The following is a 20940-nucleotide window of genomic DNA, read 5'->3' on the forward strand; positions in this document are numbered from 1 at the left end:
TTGGAGCCCTGCTCACACTCTTAAAACCTTCAAGACCGTGCTGTTCTGGCCGGAGAGAGATACCCTTCTTTGCTGGATCAGTTTCTGGAACTTACCGCCGCTTACCCGCTTGCACAGGTTATTATCGTCATTCTGGCTACATTTGTGTTGGAAGATGCGGCTACGGTTATTACGGCCATTCAGGTTAACCTCCATACGCTCTCTCCCATTACAGCACTCATTGCTTTGTATATTGGCATTGTAACAGGCGATGTGGGGCTTTACGGCTTGGGCTATCTGGCTGCGCGTTGGAAACCCGCCCAAAGGTGGGTGAACACGGCTCAGATGGAAAACCAGAAAGTCTGGCTTTCCAAAAACCTGTTCTGGGTTGTATTTGTCAGCCGCTTTATTCCGGGCACCCGGTTGCCGCTTTATACGGCAAGCGGTTTTTTTAATGCGGGTTTGCCTATATTTACCGCCGCTACATTTCTGGCCACACTTATCTGGACAACCGCGCTTTTTGCGCTTTCGCTCCATGTTGGTGGGTTTATTCTGGATCATCTTGGCGCGTGGCGCTGGGCTGGGCTGGCCGGGTTTGTGCTGGTTATTTTCTTTATGGGCCGTTTGATTGCCCGAGCACAGAAACAGAAGACATGACACAGGCCGAAAAACAGCCTTCTCCTCTCTCCCTTTTTGAATTCTGGCCTGGTTGGGTTTTTTACACGCCCGTTGTGGCATACTGGATTCTGCTTGGCCTGCGCTATGGGGATGTTACCCTGCCCACAGCCGCCAACCCGCGTATTGAAACGGGCGGCCTGTGCGGTGAAAGCAAAAGCAGCATTCTGGATATGGCAGGCAATTATGCCAAACGCTGGATTGCACCTTACGTCACGCTTCCAACCGGCATGCATGATCTTGCTCGTGCTCATACAGCCATGCAGGCCAAGGGCCTCACCCTACCTGTCGTGGTTAAGCCCGATATTGGGTGCAATGGCACCGGCGTAAAACTGGTGCGGACGGAAGAAGAACTGAAAGCAGCCCTTGCCGCCTTCCCGCGCAAGATCCGGCTAGTGATACAAAAGCTAATTCCGTGGAAGCACGAAGCCGGACTGTTTTATATTCGTCACCCTGACAGCCCGATGGGGGAAATTTCATCCCTCACTTACAAGGATATTCCGGCCCTGCGCGGGAATGGGCGCGATACGGTGCTGCAATTGTTGCAAAAAGATAGCCGCACCAGCAAAGTGCTCCACATCTATACCCCGCGCCTGACCCACTGCCTGCACGAAGTTTTGCCGGATGGTGATGAACTGGAGCTGGTATTTGCGGGTAACCATTGCAAAGGAGCCATTTTCCGCAACGGCAAGGCCGACATTACGCCAGAACTCACGCGCCAGATTGATGCCATTATGCAGGATATTCCCGATTTTCATTTCGGGCGTATTGATGTGAAGTTCCGTTCTGCCGAAGCGCTACGTGAAGGCAAGGATTTTGAGATTATCGAAATCAACGGCGTAGGTTCAGAAGCCATCCATATCTGGGATTCCCGCACCACGCTGCGTGAAGCCTATGCAGCCCAGTTCCATCATTACCGGGAAAGCTTCCGCATTGGCGCCAAAAAGAAGAAGGCTGGCTGGTCTCCCACCAATTTGTGGGAAGGCGTGCGCCTATGGCAGCGCCAGAAGCGGCTTTTGGCTTCCTACCCGTTGAACGACTGATTATTTGGCTTTTTCACGCTGTTCCCGCCCCAGGCGGGAATGGACGTGACCATAAAACCGATAACTGGCCCACCCTATGCCGGCATAAGCAAGCAGCAGCAGCAACGGTATGGGGTCACCCTTATACAGGGCCAGAATCATATCCACGCAAAGCGGCGCCACCATGGTTGCGCAAAAGAAAATTCCCAAAAGCGGCACATAGCCCAACCAAATTCCGCGCACGGTAAAGCCGCCCCACGGCACACTGAAACGACGCGGAATTTCCGGCGCCTTGTTGCGCACCCAGATAACGGTAAAGCACACAATGCCAAAAGCCACGGCTGTGCCGAGGCTGACCAGATCACCAATAATATCAATCGGCAACGTGGCGGTAGCCAGCGCCACCCCAAGGCCCAACACAATGCTGCCAATCCACGGCGTTTGAAAACGCGGATGCAGCTTGCTGAACATCGGCATCAACAGCCCATCTTCCGCCATGGCAAAAAAGATGCGGCTTTGGGCATATAAAAGGCCCATCAGCACAGAGCACAGGCCAATAACGGCCCCCAGCTTTACAAACAAAGCCAGCCACGGCTGATGCATGGCATTAACGGCTATAGCCAGCGGGTCTGCCACATCCAGCGTCTGCCACGGCACCACGCCTATCAGCACGGCAGCCACAATCATGTACACAACCGTGCAGATGATAAGCGAGAGCACAATGCCAACAGGTACATCTCGCCGAGGGTTTCGTGCCTCTCCCGCCGCAGTGGAAACAGCCTCGAACCCTACATACGCAAAAAAGATAACCGATGCGGCGCGGAAAATACCGGGGAAGCCAAACCGAAAACCACCTTCGTATTTGGGAACAAACGGCGTCCAGTAAGATGGGTGCACTTCCCACACGCCCAGCGCCACAAACAGCGCCAGAACACCCACTTTGAGAAAAACAATCAGCGCGTTGATTTTGAAGGATTCCCGAACCCCTAAAACCAGAAGCAAAGACACTGCCAGAATAGAAAAAGCGCCTACGGCATCCATCCGCCAGCCCGCAGCAACGTGGCGGGATGCCCCTTCAAACGCAACTTGTAGCGTGGTGGTGGAAAACGCAGCGGGCACATGCACGCCAAAATCTTGCAGAAGGCTGACCGCATACCCGGAAAACCCAGCCGCCACCCCTGCGCAGGAAATGCCGTATTCCAGCAACAGCAGCCAACCCACAGCCCATGCCCAGCGTTCCCCCATAGAAACATAAGCATACGTGTAGGCAGAGCCAGAAACTGGCATGGAAGATGCCAGCTCCCCATAGGAAAGAGCCGTAAAAAGACAGGCAACCCCGGCCACAATAAACGACAGAAGGATGGATGGCCCCGCATAATTGGCGGCGGCCGTACCTGTCATGACATAAATGCCAGCGCCAATGGTGGAGCCCACACCCAACATGGTGAGTTGCAAGGGCCCCAGTGTTCTGCTCAGGCGTTGGGTGCTGTTTTCCTTTTCAATACGCTGTAAGGACTTGCGCCGCGACGAACCAGAAAGATCTCCCATCAGACTATTTCTGGATCAGTGCATAAAATGGAACAGAATGGTCGCAATACCGCCTACGCCCATGCAGTACCAGGCAAAAGGAGAAAGTGCCCATCTGTCGTGATCACGGAAATACCGCATCAGAAAAGCCGTGCTGAACAGTGCGGTTAAACCAGAGACAACAGCTGCTACCAAGGCAATGCGCATCTGGCCCGGTTGCAGGTCCAGATGCCGCATCTTGAAGGCCTCACGCACCGTGGCGGCCAGAATAACTGGCTGTGCCATCAGAAAGGAAAAGCGTGCTGCCGTATCATGGTGCAAACCACGCAGCAGGCCACCGCAGATGGTTGCGCCAGAACGCGAAAGCCCCGGAAAAAATGCAAGGCACTGAAACAGGCCGATAATAACCGCATCGCGCGATGTCATGCTGGCAACAGAATTCACGTTTTTACGCACCACACTGCTGCGCAACCGTTCCACCACCAGCAAAAGCAAGCCATTCAAAAACAGAAAGATGGCAGCCGAAGAAGCAGAACCAAACAGATTGCGCAGGAAGTGCTCAAACAGCCCGCCCACCACAACAGCGGGAATGGTGGCCACAATAAGCAGCCACAGAATGTGTAGGCTTTCCATTTGCATACGCTGGCCGCAACTGCCACTGGCCCCCTTGAAGATGGCCAGCCAGTCTTTCCAGAAAAAAACCAGCAGCGCCACAGAGGTACCCAAATGCAGCATGACCAGAAATGGCAGAAACGCCGGATCATGTGGATCGTACGACCAATGGAACAACGCCGGCAGAATAACAGCATGTCCAAGGCTACTTACGGGAAAGAGTTCTGTTGCTCCCTGAAGAAGAGCGATAATGATAGCCTGAAGAAACGACATATGCAGTTACAACCCACGCTGGCACAACTTTGCTGCCTGTCCTTGCACCATGCGCCACCATGCTGCAAGGATTCATGCTAATCTTGTGTCACAACATCATTATTCGGGATGAAAACACACCCATGAGCAGGCAAAACCGTGCAGGCGCGTGTCTTTTTAGCGGAGCAGTTCTGGCAGCCACGCTGGGTTTTGCCGTTTATGCGCATGGCACCCAGAAATCTCCAGGCACAGATAGCTATGCCCTTTCTGCCCGCTTTGTTTCTGCCAACGGGCTGGAACGCGGTGCGGATGTAGATATTGCAGGCGTGAAAGTCGGCCGCGTGTCTTCCATCACGCTGGACCCAGCCACCCAAATGGCCTTTGTGCATTTTACACTGGATGGCGCCCTGCATTTGCCGCAGGACAGTACGCTGACAATCAGCAGCGCCACGCTTTCATCCGAAAATGCGCTGATGATTGAACCCGGTACATCCTCCACCATAATGCCACCCAACGGCATGCTGACACATACGCTGGAGCCTACAAGCCTTGAGCAACAGGTGAGCAATTACATCTTTGGTGCCGGAAATCTGGGGCAATAAGCCCGTATATTCTGTTATCTGATTATTTTTATAACAAAATACGCCAAACCGGGTTGACGACATCACGGAGAATCAGGTAGATCAGCGCCATCACATGATGGCGGCGTAGCTCAGTGGTAGAGCAGGGGAATCATAATCCCTTGGTCGGAGGTTCAAATCCTTCCGCCGCTACCAATTTTCCTTAAAAATCAATACACTAAAACCACACCAAGCTTACTGCTTGCTGTGTCGTTTTTGCATTTTGTGCAGAGCTCTATGGTCGCCTGAAGATACCTTCAAGCAAATCCATTATACCTCGCCTACCCCGCCTCCAGATACCAGAAGCAGGGCAGCAAGGGATCTGAAGATTTTTAGCCTTCGGAAAGTTCAGGCTGAGGCTCAGATTCTTCCCGAACGTCGGGCTGAGGGTCCTGATCCTGCCGATTTTCACCTTCCTCATTTGCCTGCGCAACGGCACGCTGCTGGCGGGCGGCAAGGCGTTCTGCGCGTTCCTGCTGGCTTTGCTGCGCAGCCTGCGCCATGGCATTCATGATACGGAAGTAATGTTCAGCGTGCTGGAAGTAACCTTCCGCTGCCACGCGGTCTCCGCTGCCTGTGGAATCACGGCCAAGCTGGAGATATTTTTCAAAAAGCTGCTGGGCTGTGCCACGCACGCGTACATCCGGGCCATGACTATCAAAAACATGATTCCTGTTCATCGGAATCTGTCCATTCAGTTGTCGGGAACTCCCATTGCTCCCGTTGGAACGATGGTTTCTTGTCCGCATCCGTTTTACGTTCATGGGTTTATCACAGCGCTTTCCTGTTCAGGGCACTTTGGCATAAAGAAACAGTCCTGTATTAAAAAGGTATGCTTCCTGAGTGAAGGCCGAATTGTTTTTTCGGAATGGGCTTTATGTAAGGCAACATATTAAAGTGTTGCCAAATGAAAGGCCCCCTTGCTGCTTTAATTTCTGATGCAGTAATTTTGGATTTTTACATCTGCTACAGAAGCAAGCTTGAACAGTGTAGCAACCTAGGCACATAAAGCCAAGTTATTTTTCACGCCTGTTTTTCCAGCACCACAGCGCGGGCAATGCCTGCCAGATCGGCTTTTACACCCACCAGGCGCAAGGCATTGGTGCTGGCCAAGGCGCGTAAAGCGGCCTCCTGCCCTATGCCAATTTCCAGCACAGCCAACCCGCCATCCACCAACAAAAACGGCAGACGGCTGCAAATATAGCGGTATGCAGCTAACCCATCATCCCCACCATCCAACGCGCGTACGGGCTCATGCTCTCGTACTTCGGGCATAAGATTGGCCAGATCCGAGGTAGGAATATACGGTGGGTTGCTCAGCACCACATCAAAACGCATGCCAGGCGCCAAAGCGGCATCCCACTCTGCCGCCATAAACAATGCGCGATCTGACATACCGCAACGTTGTGCATTGGCGTGCGCCAAAATGGCAGCTTGCGGGTTAATATCCACCCCTACCCCATGTGCCTTAGGGTATTCGGCCAACGCCGCCAGCAGTAAACAGCCTGTGCCTGTGCCTAAATCCAGAATATTCAACGCTGCTGTCTGATCCGGTCGATATTCCAGAAGGCTTGTAATAAGTGTTTCTGTATCTCCACGCGGCACAAGGCTTGCTGGAGACACGGCCAAATCCAAACTCCAGAACCCCTTGCTGCCCGTAATATAGGCAAAGGGCTCATGTGCTGCGCGACGCTTTACGTAAGAAAAAAAGGGCTCACTCGGCACGTTTTCTGTTGGGGAGCGTGCCAGAAGTTGCTCTGGCGTAAGAGAAAGCGCATGAATAAGCAGTAATCGCGCTTCCCGCCGCGGGCCTTCAATACCAGCTTGCGCCAGAAGCTGCGCACCCTCACGCAACAGTTGCGCTATGGGTTGGCAGGGAACTTTTTTTTCTGCTGTATTCACGCACGCAACCTTGATGGATTGATCTGGTTAGACATCAATGCCCCAATTTTTCCACCGTATCCAGCACACAACCACCTGCCTGCTGGCCCTTTTGGCAATGCTGCCGTTTTCCTACGCGTATGCAGGTGAGTTTACGGTAACAGACGGCAAGGCTGATGCTGAAATTTCAGAAGTTTCACGCATCTATCTGGATGGCAAACTTGTCAGCGTAATCCGGCTGGATGACAAAAATCAGGAAAAAACGGTTAAAATCACCACTCCTATGGGGCGGTTAGACCACACCTATACCTTATGCGGTGAAATCACCATTCGCTCCCCCGAAGGGCGGGTAGAAACCCATGAGGTGGATAGCGATGGCACGCTCCACAACCCTGATGGCCACCATTTTTATGCCTTGGGTTCTGACAATTTTACCGAATTCTTTTTAACAGACCTCAATGCGCCAGAAGCGGCAGAGCATCACCCCGGCCGCTCTGGCGTATGTGCCGCACCTATCAGTTAAAAACCTTCAGCCGCCAGCAATACTGCCTGTTCTTCCTGCGTGAGGGCATCCACAAACTCATCCAGTTCCCCCAACATGACACGATCAATTTTATAAAGTGTCAGGTTGATCCGATGGTCTGTGACACGCCCCTGCGGGAAGTTATAGGTGCGAATACGTTCTGATCTATCACCCGTACCCACCTGAGAGCGTCTGTCTGCCGCCCGGTTGGCATGGGCCTGCGCTCTTTCACGCTCATACAAACGGGCCCGCAGAATTTTCATGGCCTTGGCGCGGTTTTTATGCTGGCTTTTTTCTTCCTGCATGGAAACCACAATGCCGCTGGGCATATGGGTAAGGCGCACGGCACTTTCTGTTTTATTCACGTGCTGCCCACCCGCGCCAGAAGCCCGAAACACATCTACCCGCAGATCTGTTTCGTTAACCTCCACATCCACTTCTTCGGCTTCCGGCAATACAGCCACCGTAACCGTGGATGTATGGATACGACCCTGACTTTCCGTAGCTGGCACACGCTGCACCCTGTGCACGCCAGATTCATACTTCAATCGCGCAAACACGCCTTTACCGTTAATTTCGGCAATACCTTCGCGCAGGCCGCCTAGCTCGCTTTCGTCATAATCCATAACGGTAAAGCGCCAGCCATTCAGGTCGGCATAGCGGCGGTACATATCAAACAGTTCGGCAGCAAACAGGCCAGCTTCATCGCCCCCTGCTGCGGGGCGCACTTCCAGAATAGCACTGCGCGCATCTGCCACATCTTTTGGCAACAAAGACAGACGCACGTCTTTTTGCAACTGCGGAAGTTGCTCACGCAGTTCGGCCAGCTCTGCCTCTGCCAGTTCCTTCATTTCCGGATCTGCCAGAAGCTGCTCGGCTTGCTGAATACCGTCTTCCACCTCGCGCAGGGCGTTGATACGCGCCACAACGGGTTCGATTTCAGCATACTCGCGTGAGGCCTGCGTAAAGGCCTCACCATTCAGACCGCTTGCCAGCTGCGCTTCCAGTTCCAGCGCGCGGCTAACAATCTGGTCTAACCGTTCGTCAAACTTCATGCCGCAAATACGTCTTGCGCTTTAGAAAGCAGCGTATCGCGAGAGACTTCCTGCTCCGTGCCTGTTTCCATGTTTTTCACACGGAACAGACCTTTGGCCAGTTCATCTTCCCCAAGAAAAAGAACGTGGCTGGCGTTCTGCTTACCTGCACGCTCCATGCGTTTGCGCAGCGAGCCCTTATAGCCAATTTCTGTTCTTACGCCTTGCCCGCGCAAACCCTGCAAAATCTGCACAACTGCGCTTTCATCCGGCGTGCCAACGGGAACCAGCACAACCGAGCGCGGCGCTGCAGGCACTTGCTCCAGCAGCATGGACAGGCGCTCAATACCTGCAGCCCAACCAATAGCTGGCACTTCCGGGCCACCCATCTGCTTTACCAAGCCATCATACCGGCCACCGGCCAACACCGTGCCCTGAGACCCCAAGCGGTTGGTGACGAATTCAAACGTGGTGTGGTTATAGTAATCCAACCCGCGCACAATGCTGGGGTTTACGGTGTAGGCAATGCCAAACACATCCAGCTTATTGCGCAGATCATCCCAGAACGCGCGGGCTTCTGGCGTAAGAAATTCCGCCATCATGGGCGCATCTGCCACCAGAACCTTGTCGCCTGCATCCTTGCTATCCAGAATACGCAGCGGGTTCTTTTCCAAGCGGGTCAGGCTGTCTTCAGACAGTTTGTCTTTATGAGCAGAAAAATAAGCCACCAGAGCATCACGCCATGCATCACGGCTGGCGGCATCACCCAACGTGTTCAGTTCCAGCGTCACGTAATCCGCAATACCAAGGGCTTTAAGCACTTCGTATCCCATGGCAATGGCTTCTGCATCTGCCAGAGGTTCTGCTGCGCCCAGAAGCTCTGCGCCAATCTGGTGGAACTGGCGATACCGCCCTTTCTGGGGCCGTTCATGCCGGAACATGGGGCCAGCATAAAACACTTTCTGTGGAAGAGACTGCGTAAGCGCATTGGTCACCAAAGCCCGGCAAATGGCTGCCGTGCCTTCTGGCCGCAATGTCAGGCTTTCACCATCCCGATCACTGAAGGAATACATTTCCTTGGAAACAACATCGGACGTATCCCCCAAGGAGCGAGAGAAAACCCGCGTATCTTCAAAAATCGGGGTTGCCCATTCATCAAACCCGTAAACACCTGCAATCCGGCGCGCTGTGTGTACCACATGCGCATGGCGGCGCTGGTCTTCTCCAATAAGGTCGTGCGTTCCTCTTACGGGCTGAATGCTGCTCACGAATACATATTCCCACACCACGGCACCCGTCACCTTGGCTGGCGTGGTGTTTTTTGCTGTTTAAATGGCACGTCTGCCCCTGCCCGCACCTTTGGGCGCAAAGCAGGGAAAGAATGTTGAATGCTTAGTTGGCGGATGCCATGTCTGGCAGTTCCTGCGCCTTGCCTTCCTGCTTTTCCTTGGCTTCTTCTGCCTGAATAGCAGCAACGCGCTCTTCTACCAGTTCCACAACATGTTCGATCATGTCGGCTGCAGGCACGGTATGATCCTGCTTGCCACCGGCATATACCATGTGGCGGCCAGAACCACCGCCGGTTACGCCCAGATCTGTTAGCAGAGCTTCACCCGGGCCGTTCACCACACACCCGATGATGGACAGGGTAAGCGGGGTTTTAATATGTGCCAGCCGGTCTTCCAGCGTCTGCACAGTTTCCACCACGTTAAAGCCCTGACGTGCGCAAGACGGGCAGGAAATAATCTTAACGCCGCGGTGGCGCAGGCCGAGGGACTTTAGAATATCCCAGCCCACCAGCACTTCTTCTTCGGGTGCAGCGGAAAGAGAAACGCGCATGGTGTCACCCACACCGGCCCACAGCAGATTGCCCAGACCAATGGAGGATTTTACAGTACCGGCACGCTTGCTGCCTGCTTCTGTAATGCCAATATGCAGCGGGTAATCACAAGCATCTGCCAACTGCTGATAAGCCGCCACAGCCATGAATACGTCAGAAGCCTTCACGCTGATCTTGAATTCACGGAAGTCATGATCTTCCAGAATTTTGGCGTGTTCCAGAGCGCTTTCTACCAGCGCATCGGGGTTGGGCTCACCGTATTTTTCAAGCAGATGCTTTTCCAATGAGCCGGCGTTAACACCAATACGGATGGAACAGCCGTAATCCTTGGCGGCCTTAACCACTTCACGCACACGCTCGGCGCTGCCGATGTTGCCGGGGTTGATACGCAGGCAGGCGGCACCTGCTTTTGCGGCTTCAATAGCGCGTTTGTAATGGAAGTGAATGTCGGCCACGATAGGCACGTTCACTTCCTTTACAATTTCTTCCAGCGCCTTGGTGCTTTCCTCATCCGGGCAGGACACGCGTACAATATCCACACCTGCCATTTCTGCACGGCGAATCTGCTCGATTGTGGCCTGCGCATCGGTGGTGAGGGTGTTGGTCATGGTCTGGACGGAAATCGGCGCATCACCACCGACGGCTACCTTGCCGACATGGATCTGCCGAGATTTCCGACGCTCGATATGCTGGTAAGGCCGGTAGCCGCTCATTTTACATCCTTTTGTCGAAAACGACAGTTGAGGGAAGCTGCCGTGTTCGGCCACACGGCGTTCTCCATTGCGTTTGGTGTTTTCCTGCCAAAATCAGGACCATTTGGCTACACATAATACGCGCGAGGGTGCCATTCTAGTGCGAACCCATGCCCTGAAGCTGGCGCGCATTCAAATCATCAGCGCTTGGTTCGGCTTGCACGGGAGCGGCCCGGTGGCGTGGCCGGGGTGCAGTTTCCTTGGGCTTAAGCGCCTGTTCCGAGGCTGCCAGATCTGTCTGCGCATCTGTTGTTGTTCCTGATACCGCATTGGGCACAGGGGCTGCAACATCTGCATGCGTAGGCGGTATGGCAACATTATTTTGCGCAGCAGGTGCGGCCAATGTGCCATCACGCACGCTTTGCGGCGTGAGCACCATTTTGCGGCGGACGGCACCATTACGCCCCAAAGGGGCTGTAACCAGTTCTCCCATACGCAAAACCACACCACCAGCATTACCTACGGTAAGGCTATAAGGCCCACCTTCAACCGGCACATTCCATTCCTCATCGGGTTGCAGAATGTGGTCATACACAACCTTGCCGTTGGCATCCTTCACCTGCACCCAACTGGCGGCCAGAGCCTTCAGCACGATCTGATTATCTGCAACAGCCGCGGCAGGAGCCGCTGGCGCTGCCTCAGATGGCATTTGCGCGTTGGGTTGCTGGGGAGTTTGCGCAACTGCCGTGCCTGCATCACCACCCGGCTGGGGTGTGTCTGGCGCTATACTGCTTTCAGGCCGGGCACTTGCCGCACCTTGTGCATTCAATGCCTGTTCAGCACTGGGCGGCTTAGGCTGCGCAGATGGCGGCAAAGGTGCAGGAACGGCACTCTTATCCGGCAAAATGGAAGCCACTTGCGGAGAGGGCGCATTATGCGTCTGCTCTCCGGGCAGAAGGCTTGCCACTGGTGGCACGCGCTCTGGCGCAGGCGGCGTGTGCCCCGTAAAGTAATACCAGCCCACATAGCTGGCCAGAATAACCGCAAGCCCAAGAGAGATGGACACAGCCGGCGGAATACGCCGGTCTGGCGGTGGATCTGGAAACACAAGTTCTGGCTGCCGAATGGCGTTGCGCGTTTCTAGCCTGTAGCGCTCCACCATGGGGGTTGGATCAAACCCCAAAGCCTGCGCATAGGCCCGCAAAAACCCAAGCGTATACACTTCCGCCGGAAGCACATCCGCTTTTCCGGTTTCCAGCGCATCCAGATACGCATCACGGATGCGCAGATACGCAGCAACATCCTCCAGGGACCAGCCAAGCTGTTCGCGGCGTTTGCGCAGCGCGCCCCCTACCCCGTATGTACCAATATCGGGGAGCGGAGGCAGAGCAGCCGGCTGCTCCTGTTCAGAACTTGGGGCGTTTTCAGCCATCAGCATCCATACGGCGTTGTTGACGGATCAGCGCTATCACGGCCTGATCTATCAGGTCAGCAATAATCTGGGCCACTGGCTGCACGGATTTCACCATACCAACAGATTGCCCGGCCATAACAGAGCCTTCTTCCACATCCCCATCAATAACCGCACGCCGCAAAGCGCCAGCCCAGAAATGTTCGATTTCCAGCTGAGCATCTTCCCGCGTGAGATCACCGGCCTGAAAGCGGCGGATAACATCAGCCTGATGCGCCACAAATTTGCGTCCGCCCTCGTTACTGATGGCCCGCACCGGAATAACCGGAAAGCGCTCATCAAGCTGCACCGAGGTGGTGGCATCTCGCGCATTGGCCCGCACAAAAGCTTTTTTAAAGTTTTCGTGAGCAATGCTTTCCTCTGCCGCAGCAAAACGTGTGCCGAACTGACCACCGGCGGCGCCCTGCTCCAGATAGGAAACAAGAGCATCACCCCGGCCAAGGCCACCAGCCACAAAAACCGGCACATTCTGGATATGCGGCAGAATTTCCTGCGCCAGCACTGTCAGAGAAACAGGGCCGATATGGCCGCCTGCTTCTGCGCCTTCAATCACCAGCGCATCCACACCCATCTTGATCAGCCGTTTGGCCAACACCAATGCAGGCGCAAAACCAATAACTTTGGCGCCACCATCCTTGGCGGCCTTAATGGCTGAGCTAGGCGGAATACCACCTGCCAGCACAATATGGCCCACCTTGGCATCCAGACACACCTGCACCAGCTCATCCAGCTTGGGGTGCATGGTAATCAGGTTCACGCCAAAGGGGCGGTCTGTCAGCGCACGGGTGGCGGCAATTTCCTCAGCCAGACGGGCTGGTTCCATTGCGCCACAGGCAATCACGCCAAACCCGCCAGCGTTGGAAATGGCGGATACAAGATGGCGTTCACTCACCCAGGACATCGCCCCAGCCAGAATGGCGTAAGGCGTGCCCAGAAAATCCGTTCCGCGCTGCCACAGCTTATCCAGCCGTGTGCGGGCGCGTTGCCATTCTTCTGATGTTGGCGCGGGGTTCAGGCTGCTTGCAATATCAGACATCATCAAGACCATAGGCCGTGTGCAGCGCACGCACTGCCAGTTCGGCATATTCTGCCGCCACCAGCACGGAAACCTTGATTTCACTGGTGGAGATAGCCTGAATATTGATGGAACGCTCAGACAGCGTACGGAACATGGTGCTGGCCACACCTGCGTGAGAACGCATGCCGCTACCAACCACGCTTACCTTCACGATATCCGGGTCTGTTTGCAGTTCTTCATACTGCACAGCGCCACGCACGCTTTCCAGAATGCTGATAGCGCGCGGCAGATCGGTCTTGCTGGTGGTGAAGGTCATGTTCGTGGTGCCATCGGCACCCGTGCTCTGCACAATCATGTCCACATTCACGTTGGCTTCACTCAGCGGGCCAAAAATTGCCGCCGCAATGCCCGGACGGTCAGGAATGCGCCGAACCGACAGCTTGGCTTCATCACGGGAGTAGGCAATGCCGGTGACCAGTTTCTTTTCCACGATTTCGTCCTCATCCACCACCATAGAGCCGGGAAGGTGACCTTCCATCACTGCGGGGCCATCTTCAAAGCTGGAAAGCACCTGCACACGCACGCGCTCACGCATGGCAAGGCCTACGCTGCGTGTTTGCAGCACCTTGGCACCAACAGATGCCAGCTCCAGCATTTCTTCATACGTAATTTTGTCCAGCTTGCGCGCCTTGGGCACGATTCTGGGATCTGTGGTGTAAATACCATCCACATCTGTGTAGATATCGCACCGATCTGCCTTAATGGCGGCAGCAAGCGCCACGGCGGATGTATCCGAGCCACCACGCCCCAGCGTGGTTACGCGGCCATCTGGCCCCACACCCTGAAAGCCAGCCACAACAGGCACCATGCCTTCGGCCATGCTGCCCAGCAGACGCGCACCATCTATCGAATCGAGGCTAGCCTTGCCATGCAGGGAATCCGTAAGAATGGGCACCTGCCACCCGGCAAAGGAGCGAGAGGGCACGCCAAGCTTTTGCAGGGCAATGGCCAGCAAACCACTGGTTACCTGCTCACCCGTTGCCACAACGGCATCGTATTCGCGCGCATCATACAAAGGAGAAAGAGACTGACAGAACCCAACCAGACGGTTGGTTTCCCCTGCCATGGCTGAAACAACCACCAGCACATCGCAGCCTGCGTCTTTCTGTTTTTTGACGCGTTCGGCCACGGCTCTGATACGGTCAAGATCCCCCACGGATGTCCCGCCGAATTTCATGACAATCCGGGGTGCGGAACCGGACATAGCTTTATTCTCCACCAAACAGGCCGTAAAACGCATTGCACCAGCCCTTCCCGCCACCTGCATAGCGGAAAAGACGCATGGGAACGGTTGCGCTGCTTCACAAGCCGCGTCACATACCTCTCCCGGCCCCCTTTCGTCCAGCGGGGAGACCAGCAGGAAAGGAATTTGTTGTATGCACGCCACCCGAGAGGAAGCGCCTTCCTCTGTTTCTTCCGAGGAAATTGCCCGCTTTAGTGCTCTGGCAGACAAGTGGTGGGATCCAACAGGCCCCATGCGCCCCCTACATGCCATGAACGGCCTGCGGATTGAATGGGCCAGCCGCCACCTACCCTTGCGTGGCCGCAAATCACGCAAGCCGCATGTGCTGGATATTGGCTGCGGCGCCGGGCTAGCCAGTGAGGCCCTTGCAAAAGCCGGGTATGACGTATTGGGTCTGGATGCATCGGCCAATGGCATTGCTGCCGCACAGGCGCATCTGGAAGCCAACCCGCTTCCTGCCGGTTCTGGTACATTGCACTATCGCCTGGGCAGCGCAGAAGAACTGGTGGCCGAACATGCCAAGTTTGATGCCGTTATGGCTTTAGAAATTATAGAGCATGTCACTGATCCTGAAGCATTTATGATCATGCTGGCGCAGCTTGTAGATGCCAATGGCACGGTTATTGTTTCTACCATGAACCGCACCTTGCGCTCTTTGGCTGTGGGCAAGATTGGGGCGGAATATCTGCTGCGCCTGCTGCCTGTGGGCACGCATGAATGGCGCAAGTTCATCCAGCCTTCCGAACTGGGCCGCTATGCCCGCGCCGCTGGCCTGCGGATGGTTGCCATTTCTGGCATGGCACCCGGCATTGGTAGCTGGAAAGAAACGCGGGACTTGGGCATCAACTACATCGCTGCCTTTAAAAAAGACTGATATAGAATTTACTTTATTATCAGTGTGTTTCTGACATTTCCTTACACATTGCGTTAAGCAGGAAGTGTCAGAAACTCAAAGCAGGTTGGGCTTCCAATAGGGGTAAAATCCCACGTGAAGCCAATCTTGCCTGTGGTTTTATCCACCCGGAAAGATGTGATGGAATCACTCCGCTGGTTAGCCACGAACAGATAGCTGCCAGAAGGATCAAATTTGAGGGCACGCCCGTAATCGGCATGTGTCCAGATTTCATCCACCAGCGTCAGACCGCCATCTTTAGCCACCTGAAACACGGCAAGGGAATCGCCCAAGCGGTTGGAGACATAAAGAAAATGCTCATCGGGTGAGAACAGAATACCCGCAGCCAGCGTGCTGCCCCGGAAATGAGCCGTCAGGCTGCTTACGGCCTGCTGCGGGGCAATATCCCCTGTTTTGGCGTCAAAGTTTGCCACCACCACCTTGGAATCCTGCTCGCACAGAATGTACAGCCGCAAGCCATCGGCAGAAAACTGAAAATGCCGTGGGGCCGAACCGGCCGTCATGGTTGTAAACGGCTTTTTGGCCGGGAACAGGCGTCCCGTATCCAAGTTAATGCCATACACATACATTCTATCCAGACCAGCATCTGCCACCGCAACAAAGCGGCCAGAAGGGTCTGTATGGATCATGTGCGGGTGAGAGCCTGAATGATCGCTTATGGCAAAGTTGCCCGGCGGATTATCCGAAGCCCTATCGGGCATACGTGGGCCAGTATTGTGGATCAGGGTTGTCATTGCCCCTAAGGAACCATCTTTCTGCACACGCAGCAGCGCAAAATTCCCACCCGTATAGTTGGCAACCATAACGTATTTGCCAGAGGGATGGACGCTCAGATGCGCCGGATCTGCCCCACCGGAAGAAACGGTATTCAGCTTTGTTAACGCACCCGTGCCATGATCTACGGAAAAAGCCGTAACCGCCCCGGTATTTTTTCCTTCAAAATCATTGATTTCGTTAACGGCGTAAAGAAAACGCTTATCTGGAGAAAACGCAATGAACGATGGGCTGGCAACATCTGTAAATGTATTCAGATGGTTGAGAGAGCCTGTTTTACGGTCCATTTCAAAAACCGTAATGCCATCTCCATTGCCGCCCGGTGGCCCGTGCTGCGTATAGCCGCCTACATAACATAAAATACGTTCTGGCGGCGGAGGCGTTGTGGCATCCTGCTTATCCGGCGCAGGCGTAGTATCATCTGCCCGTGCATAAGTGCTCCCTAAAAAACCACACGCCAGACCACCCAGCCCGAAAGCACGACGCGAAAACGAGCCGCTCATAATCCTGTTTTTCTCCTTGGTTCGCGTATGCTCAGGGCATCTTGCAGGCAGGCCCCATAGGCGGGCCGGAATAACGTGTCCATGTCTGGGTTTCACCAAAAATGGGCAGGCCCAGATAACCGCGCAGCTTTAGAACACCAGATTGGGGAGACCAGATGCGCGCGTCATACTTATGGCCGCTATCGGGGTCCAGAATATTCCCCTCCCACTTGTTCTTTTCATCTTTCAGGGGACGAAAATCCGTTAGCATCAGGAGGTTGCACTCAGTTTTTCCGTCGTGCCCCTTGGGCACATCCGTACCATCGTAACGCAGCCCGATCAGCCGACCACAAACGGTTTCCCCGCATTTTTCAATCTTGAAAACGCCATCATGATCTTGGCTCAACCAGTAGCCCATCAGGCTATCTTCTCCACCCATGGCAACAGAATCCGCCATGGCAGGCTGAGCAAGTGCAGGAAGCAACGCCGCTGACACGCCTAATACAGACGAAAGAAAAAAAGCCCTAATTCCGGTTCGAACGCCGCGCGCCATGAAGTTTTTCATGCTCTCTTTCTCCTTCGCCCAGCCCTGTTTCCAACATACATTTTTTACATAACCGGCTGGTCTGCCCTGTTAATTTGGGCACCGTAAGCACTGCCTGCCACCCCCAGCACTGTTCCGACAACCCCGAAAAATCAGCTGTCGGTCTTGCGTACCCACGGAAGCGGCAGCACATCAACCCCTTCATCTTCCAGCATTTCACGCTCTGATGCCGTCATATCCCCATAGATGCCGCGTTCTGGCGCTTCTCCATGATGAATACGCAGGGCTTCATCCGCAAAATTGGACCCCACGTTTTCGCAGTTTTCTTCCACCACGGCTCTGATCTGGCGCAAAGCGCTCATCAGATTATCTGGCGTTACGGGTTCTGGCTGTTGCGTTGCGGCAGGTGCTTCGGGATGTTGCTGTGGAGGCGTTGTAACTGGCGGCTCTACCGTTTCCGGTTTTTTAGGCTGTGAGCGCCCCTTTACAATAGCGGGCGCCATCAGGGCCTGTTCCACCTTGGGCGTGCCACAAATGGCGCAGCTCAACAGATTTTCCTGCTTCAGGCGTGTAAAAGCGGCACTATCACGATACCAGCCTTCAAACGTATGTCCGTTTGCGCAACAGAGCTGATAACAGATCATCCGCTTTTACCTCCTACCCTTTTTCAGTTTTCGCCCAAGCCCAAAGCGGCATCCAGCTTGCCCTGCCGCTCCAGAGACATCAGATCATCACACCCGCCCAGGCACCGATCTCCTACAAAAACCTGCGGCACCGTTGTGCTGCCACCAGAACGGCGGATGGCATCTTCGCGTTCCTGCGTGCCACGTGGTGCGTTAATTTCCTTGAACGGCACCTTTTTGCTTTCCAGCAGCGCAACAGCCCGCACGCAAAAAGGGCAGCCACGTTGTGTGTAAATTTCGATTTCAGGCATAAATAGTTTCCTTCTGCATGTTTGAAAGTTCGGTTCTGACACCGCACATCTATTCTGGCAGGTTTATATCAACTTCTGGCCGCGTAGGCACCAGCCCTGCCACCAAAAGACGAACGCTACGCACCCCCGCCTGCTTTAAGGCCTGCACGCAGGCCGTAGCAGTTGCACCTGTTGTGAGCATATCATCCACCAGCACAACAGAACGCCCCTGCAATTTTTGTTGCCATTTGGGCCTGAATGTAATGGCGCTGTGCATTTCCTGCTGCCGTTCCTTGCGAGAAAATCCGGCCAGCTTTGTTGTAGCGCGTATTCGCACAAGGGCATCTGGCGCCACCTGTAAATGCCTTATACGTGCGACTTCATCTGCCAATAACGCCGCCTGATTATAACGGCGCCGGAGCAAGCGCCACCTATGCACCGGCACGGGCACCAGCAATACATCTGGGTGCAGAATATCCTGCCCAATCTGCGCCATACGTTGCGCCAGAAAACGGGCATTTTCTGTTCTATCTGCATATTTAAGCTGTAAAATCAGATCTCTGGCTGCCGTTGTATAAACAAAAGCAGCCCGCGCCTGTTGCCATGCCGGATGATGCTGCTCACACGCAGCGCATAAACCCGTATGCCCCAAACTTTCCTGCGAAGGCTGAGGTGTGGCACAGGCATCGCAAAATGGACGGCTTATAGGCTGCAAGCGGCCGAAGCAGGATGCGCAGGTAAGCCCATGCTGGGCCACATCTGCCCCACACAACACACAACTTGGCGGATACAAAATATCCATCAAAGCTGTACCCAGCTTACGTATCTTCACCTGCATTTCTGGGGTTCACACAAAATTTCCTGACCTCTGTCCTTGGCAAACCACAGGGAAGCACGCACATGTTGCAAAATGGATGTGCCCGTAATTTTTGATCGCAAAGCTGTAAGGCTGCACCGTGAGCGTGCCGCCCGCACCCAGCGCGCCACCACCCCTATACTGGAGGCGGCAGCGGATATCCTGTTGGATAGGCTGGATGATGTCATGCGTTCATTTTCCAACGCGTTGGATATTGGTGGCCGCGGCATTCTCTGCCAAGGGCTGAAACGCAGAAATATTCCAACCATTACGTGCGATATTTCCGAAGCACAGACCCGCTGCGCCTCAGCTCCAAGCGTATGCGCCGATGAAGAACACCTCCCCTTTGCTCCCGGTAGCTTTGATCTGGTAGTTGCCAGTCTTTCTCTGCATTGGGTGAATGATCTTCCCGGCCTGTTTCACCAGATTCGTTCTATCCTGCGTCCTGATGGGCTTTTTTTAGCCAGCATTCCCATTCTACCCACGTTGCGGCCTTTGCGGCAGGCCTTGGAAATGGCTGAGCTGGCTTTAAGCGATGGCGTTTCTCCGCGCGTATCCCCCCTGCCCACACAGCAAAGCTGTGTTTCTTTACTTCAGCGTGCAGGATTTGCGCTGCCTGTGGTGGACACAGAAACGCTGGAACTTCGTTACCGCTCCTTACGGGCACTAATGGCAGATTTACGCGCTGCGGGAGAAACCAACGCCCTTGCCCTGCGCTCTCGCGCCATTCCCCCACGTTTGCTGTTTCCTGCGGCTGCGCATGAACTGGAGGATGAAAAAGCAGAGAGCTTTTGCATGCCATTGCATATGGCAATACTCACGGCATGGTCTCCCTCAGACAACCAACCGCAACCGCTTACACCGGGGCAATTTACGCATTCGCTGCATGAGGTACTGAAACAGCAGCCTCAGCCTTTAACCAAAAAATAAGCGAACAGTTTTTACCCGCCCGTAACGCTCATATGCCGTTGCGGGCCGGAAACATCGGCTTCCGATGCGCCAAGCAGGAAATCATGCCCTTTGGGTTTGCGCGCAATGGCGTCCTGAATAGCGCTTTCCAATGCGGCATCGTCTGCACCTGCCCGTATGAGGCTGCGCAAATCAGCACCATCTTCCTGCCCCAGACAGGTATAAAGCCGCCCTGTGCAAGACAACCGCACCCGGTTACACGTTGCGCAGAAATTATGGCTCATGGGGGTAATCAGCCCCAGCCTTCTGCCGGTTTCCCCTACACGCAAATATCGGGCTGGGCCGCCGGTTACATCTGGAATGGGTGTGAGTGTCCAGCGTTTGGATAAATCAGCTTTCACATCCAGCAGCGGCAGATAGCGGGAAGTGCGATCTTCCCCCGTATCTCCCATTGGCATGGTTTCAATCAGGCACAAATCCGCGCCTATTTCTCCACACCACGCCAGCAGCGTATCAAATTCATCATCGTTTACACCGGCCATGGCAACGGTGTTGATACGCAGTGCCAGCCCGACATCCCGCGCTGCACGAATACCTTCCAGCGTAGCTGCCAGCTTGCCCCTGCGCGTTATTTTGGCAAACCGTGCCTCATCCAGCGTATCCAGGCTAACGTTTACACGGCGCACACCAGCATCAAACAAGGTTTGCGCATACTGAGCCAAATGGCTGCCATTGGTTGTGAGAGTGAGTTCTTCCAACTGGCCGCGATTATCGGAATGTTTGAGCCATGAGCCCAACTCCTGAAAAAACGGGCCAATATCACGGCGCACCAAAGGCTCTCCGCCTGTTATACGCAGGCGGCGCACACCGTGCTGCACAAACACACGGCATAGGCGTAACAGTTCATCGTAATTCAGAACATCTGAGCGCGGCAGAAAGGTCATGCGTTCGGCCATGCAGTATGTGCACCGCATGTCGCACCGGTCTGTTACCGATACACGCAGGTAAGAAATCCGCCGCCCGGCAGGGTCCGTTAAAGAGGACAACATTGGTTCTCTATATCAGAAACCAACCCCACATAAAACGACAGTTTGAAGGTT

General features: G+C 54.5%; 22 protein-coding genes and 1 tRNA gene. 7 read left to right on the plus strand and 16 right to left on the minus strand.

Translation table 11 applies throughout. From position 1 onward, the window contains the following. The first annotated feature begins 69 nt into the window (after positions 1 to 69). Positions 70 to 636: a DedA family protein gene (locus tag FCN51_RS13635; RefSeq protein WP_003623501.1), complete on the plus strand. Its 567-nt coding sequence runs from the start codon at positions 70 to 72 to the stop codon at positions 634 to 636. After that, positions 633 to 1697: an ATP-grasp domain-containing protein gene (locus FCN51_RS13640; RefSeq protein ID WP_160256185.1), complete on the plus strand. Its 1065-nt coding sequence runs from the start codon at positions 633 to 635 to the stop codon at positions 1695 to 1697. Before FCN51_RS13635 ends, FCN51_RS13640 begins: the two co-directional genes overlap by 4 nt. Here the strand turns inward: FCN51_RS13640 and FCN51_RS13645 are convergent, their stop codons facing one another. After that, positions 1698 to 3224: an amino acid permease gene (locus FCN51_RS13645; RefSeq protein WP_160256186.1), complete on the minus strand. Its 1527-nt coding sequence runs from the start codon at positions 3222 to 3224 to the stop codon at positions 1698 to 1700. It lies immediately after the preceding gene. Between the two features lie 15 nt (positions 3225 to 3239). Next, a complete protein-coding gene (locus FCN51_RS13650) occupies positions 3240 to 4088 on the minus strand; it encodes an undecaprenyl-diphosphate phosphatase (protein WP_003628757.1) in 849 nt (282 codons plus the stop codon). A gap of 59 nt (positions 4089 to 4147) precedes the next feature. Here FCN51_RS13650 and FCN51_RS13655 point away from each other — a divergent pair, with 59 nt between their 5' ends. Beyond that, positions 4148 to 4669, plus strand: a complete 522-nt coding sequence (locus tag FCN51_RS13655) for an MlaD family protein (RefSeq protein ID WP_012812864.1) — start codon at positions 4148 to 4150, stop codon at positions 4667 to 4669. Positions 4670 to 4768: 99 nt separating this feature from the next. Then, a tRNA-Met gene (locus FCN51_RS13660) sits at positions 4769 to 4843 on the plus strand. A 176-nt stretch (positions 4844 to 5019) separates the two neighbouring features. Here FCN51_RS13660 and FCN51_RS13665 read toward each other — a convergent pair. Next, complete coding sequence (locus tag FCN51_RS13665) at positions 5020 to 5451, minus strand: DUF4167 domain-containing protein (protein WP_012812863.1); 432 nt, start codon at positions 5449 to 5451, stop codon at positions 5020 to 5022. A gap of 259 nt (positions 5452 to 5710) precedes the next feature. Then, positions 5711 to 6589: a peptide chain release factor N(5)-glutamine methyltransferase gene (prmC, locus tag FCN51_RS13670; protein WP_160256187.1), complete on the minus strand. Its 879-nt coding sequence runs from the start codon at positions 6587 to 6589 to the stop codon at positions 5711 to 5713. 37 nt (positions 6590 to 6626) lie between these two features. Between prmC and FCN51_RS13675 the strand changes: the two genes are divergently transcribed. Next, positions 6627 to 7091 carry a hypothetical protein gene (locus tag FCN51_RS13675; protein WP_160256188.1) on the plus strand — a complete coding sequence of 155 codons (465 nt, stop codon included), beginning with the start codon at positions 6627 to 6629 and terminating at the stop codon, positions 7089 to 7091. On the opposite strand, the gene prfA is transcribed toward FCN51_RS13675, so the two are convergent. The 6 genes from prfA to FCN51_RS13705 all read right to left on the minus strand — a co-directional run bounded on the left by prfA (position 7088) and on the right by FCN51_RS13705 (position 14410). Next, positions 7088 to 8146 (minus strand): peptide chain release factor 1, encoded by a 1059-nt coding sequence (prfA, locus tag FCN51_RS13680; protein WP_160256189.1) that lies wholly within the window; start codon positions 8144 to 8146, stop codon positions 7088 to 7090. The genes FCN51_RS13675 and prfA overlap by 4 nt on opposite strands. Then, positions 8143 to 9393: a histidine--tRNA ligase gene (hisS, locus tag FCN51_RS13685; RefSeq protein WP_041632608.1), complete on the minus strand. Its 1251-nt coding sequence runs from the start codon at positions 9391 to 9393 to the stop codon at positions 8143 to 8145. The genes prfA and hisS overlap by 4 nt, the downstream gene beginning before the upstream one ends. A 124-nt stretch (positions 9394 to 9517) precedes the next feature. After that, positions 9518 to 10678 carry a flavodoxin-dependent (E)-4-hydroxy-3-methylbut-2-enyl-diphosphate synthase gene (ispG, locus tag FCN51_RS13690; protein WP_003623480.1) on the minus strand — a complete coding sequence of 387 codons (1161 nt, stop codon included), beginning with the start codon at positions 10676 to 10678 and terminating at the stop codon, positions 9518 to 9520. 136 nt (positions 10679 to 10814) lie between these two features. Beyond that, positions 10815 to 12089, minus strand: coding sequence for a helix-turn-helix domain-containing protein (locus FCN51_RS13695; RefSeq protein ID WP_201762584.1), 1275 nt, complete (start codon positions 12087 to 12089; stop codon positions 10815 to 10817). Next, positions 12082 to 13164, minus strand: a complete 1083-nt coding sequence (locus tag FCN51_RS13700) for an NAD(P)H-dependent flavin oxidoreductase (RefSeq protein WP_201762613.1) — start codon at positions 13162 to 13164, stop codon at positions 12082 to 12084. Before FCN51_RS13700 ends, FCN51_RS13695 begins: the two co-directional genes overlap by 8 nt. Then, positions 13157 to 14410 carry an aspartate kinase gene (locus FCN51_RS13705; RefSeq protein ID WP_035362166.1) on the minus strand — a complete coding sequence of 418 codons (1254 nt, stop codon included), beginning with the start codon at positions 14408 to 14410 and terminating at the stop codon, positions 13157 to 13159. The genes FCN51_RS13700 and FCN51_RS13705 overlap by 8 nt, the downstream gene beginning before the upstream one ends. Before the next feature lie 172 nt (positions 14411 to 14582). On the opposite strand from FCN51_RS13705, the gene ubiG reads away from it, so the two are divergent. Beyond that, complete coding sequence (gene ubiG / locus FCN51_RS13710) at positions 14583 to 15323, plus strand: bifunctional 2-polyprenyl-6-hydroxyphenol methylase/3-demethylubiquinol 3-O-methyltransferase UbiG (RefSeq protein WP_160256191.1); 741 nt, start codon at positions 14583 to 14585, stop codon at positions 15321 to 15323. Between the two features lie 53 nt (positions 15324 to 15376). Here the strand turns inward: ubiG and FCN51_RS13715 are convergent, their stop codons facing one another. From FCN51_RS13715 to FCN51_RS13735, 5 genes are all read right to left on the minus strand, one after another. Continuing rightward, positions 15377 to 16639: a lactonase family protein gene (locus FCN51_RS13715; RefSeq protein ID WP_160256192.1), complete on the minus strand. Its 1263-nt coding sequence runs from the start codon at positions 16637 to 16639 to the stop codon at positions 15377 to 15379. Between the two features lie 31 nt (positions 16640 to 16670). Continuing rightward, positions 16671 to 17183, minus strand: a complete 513-nt coding sequence (locus FCN51_RS13720) for a DUF2147 domain-containing protein (RefSeq protein ID WP_160256193.1) — start codon at positions 17181 to 17183, stop codon at positions 16671 to 16673. Between the two features lie 131 nt (positions 17184 to 17314). Continuing rightward, positions 17315 to 17806, minus strand: coding sequence for a DUF1178 family protein (locus tag FCN51_RS13725; RefSeq protein ID WP_160256194.1), 492 nt, complete (start codon positions 17804 to 17806; stop codon positions 17315 to 17317). Positions 17807 to 17829: 23 nt separating this feature from the next. Further along, positions 17830 to 18096 (minus strand): glutaredoxin 3, encoded by a 267-nt coding sequence (gene grxC, locus FCN51_RS13730; RefSeq protein ID WP_003623465.1) that lies wholly within the window; start codon positions 18094 to 18096, stop codon positions 17830 to 17832. Positions 18097 to 18145: 49 nt separating this feature from the next. Further along, positions 18146 to 18913, minus strand: a complete 768-nt coding sequence (locus FCN51_RS13735; RefSeq protein WP_160256195.1) for a ComF family protein — start codon at positions 18911 to 18913, stop codon at positions 18146 to 18148. Between the two features lie 72 nt (positions 18914 to 18985). On the opposite strand from FCN51_RS13735, the gene FCN51_RS13740 reads away from it, so the two are divergent. Further along, positions 18986 to 19861 carry a methyltransferase domain-containing protein gene (locus tag FCN51_RS13740; RefSeq protein WP_160256196.1) on the plus strand — a complete coding sequence of 292 codons (876 nt, stop codon included), beginning with the start codon at positions 18986 to 18988 and terminating at the stop codon, positions 19859 to 19861. Positions 19862 to 19872: 11 nt separating this feature from the next. Here FCN51_RS13740 and moaA read toward each other — a convergent pair whose 3' ends face one another. Beyond that, positions 19873 to 20889, minus strand: coding sequence for a GTP 3',8-cyclase MoaA (gene moaA, locus FCN51_RS13745; RefSeq protein ID WP_160256197.1), 1017 nt, complete (start codon positions 20887 to 20889; stop codon positions 19873 to 19875). Positions 20890 to 20940 lie beyond the last annotated feature (51 nt).

The sequence above is a fragment of the Acetobacter pasteurianus genome (genome assembly GCF_009914215.2).
Taxonomy (GTDB): domain Bacteria; phylum Pseudomonadota; class Alphaproteobacteria; order Acetobacterales; family Acetobacteraceae; genus Acetobacter; species Acetobacter pasteurianus.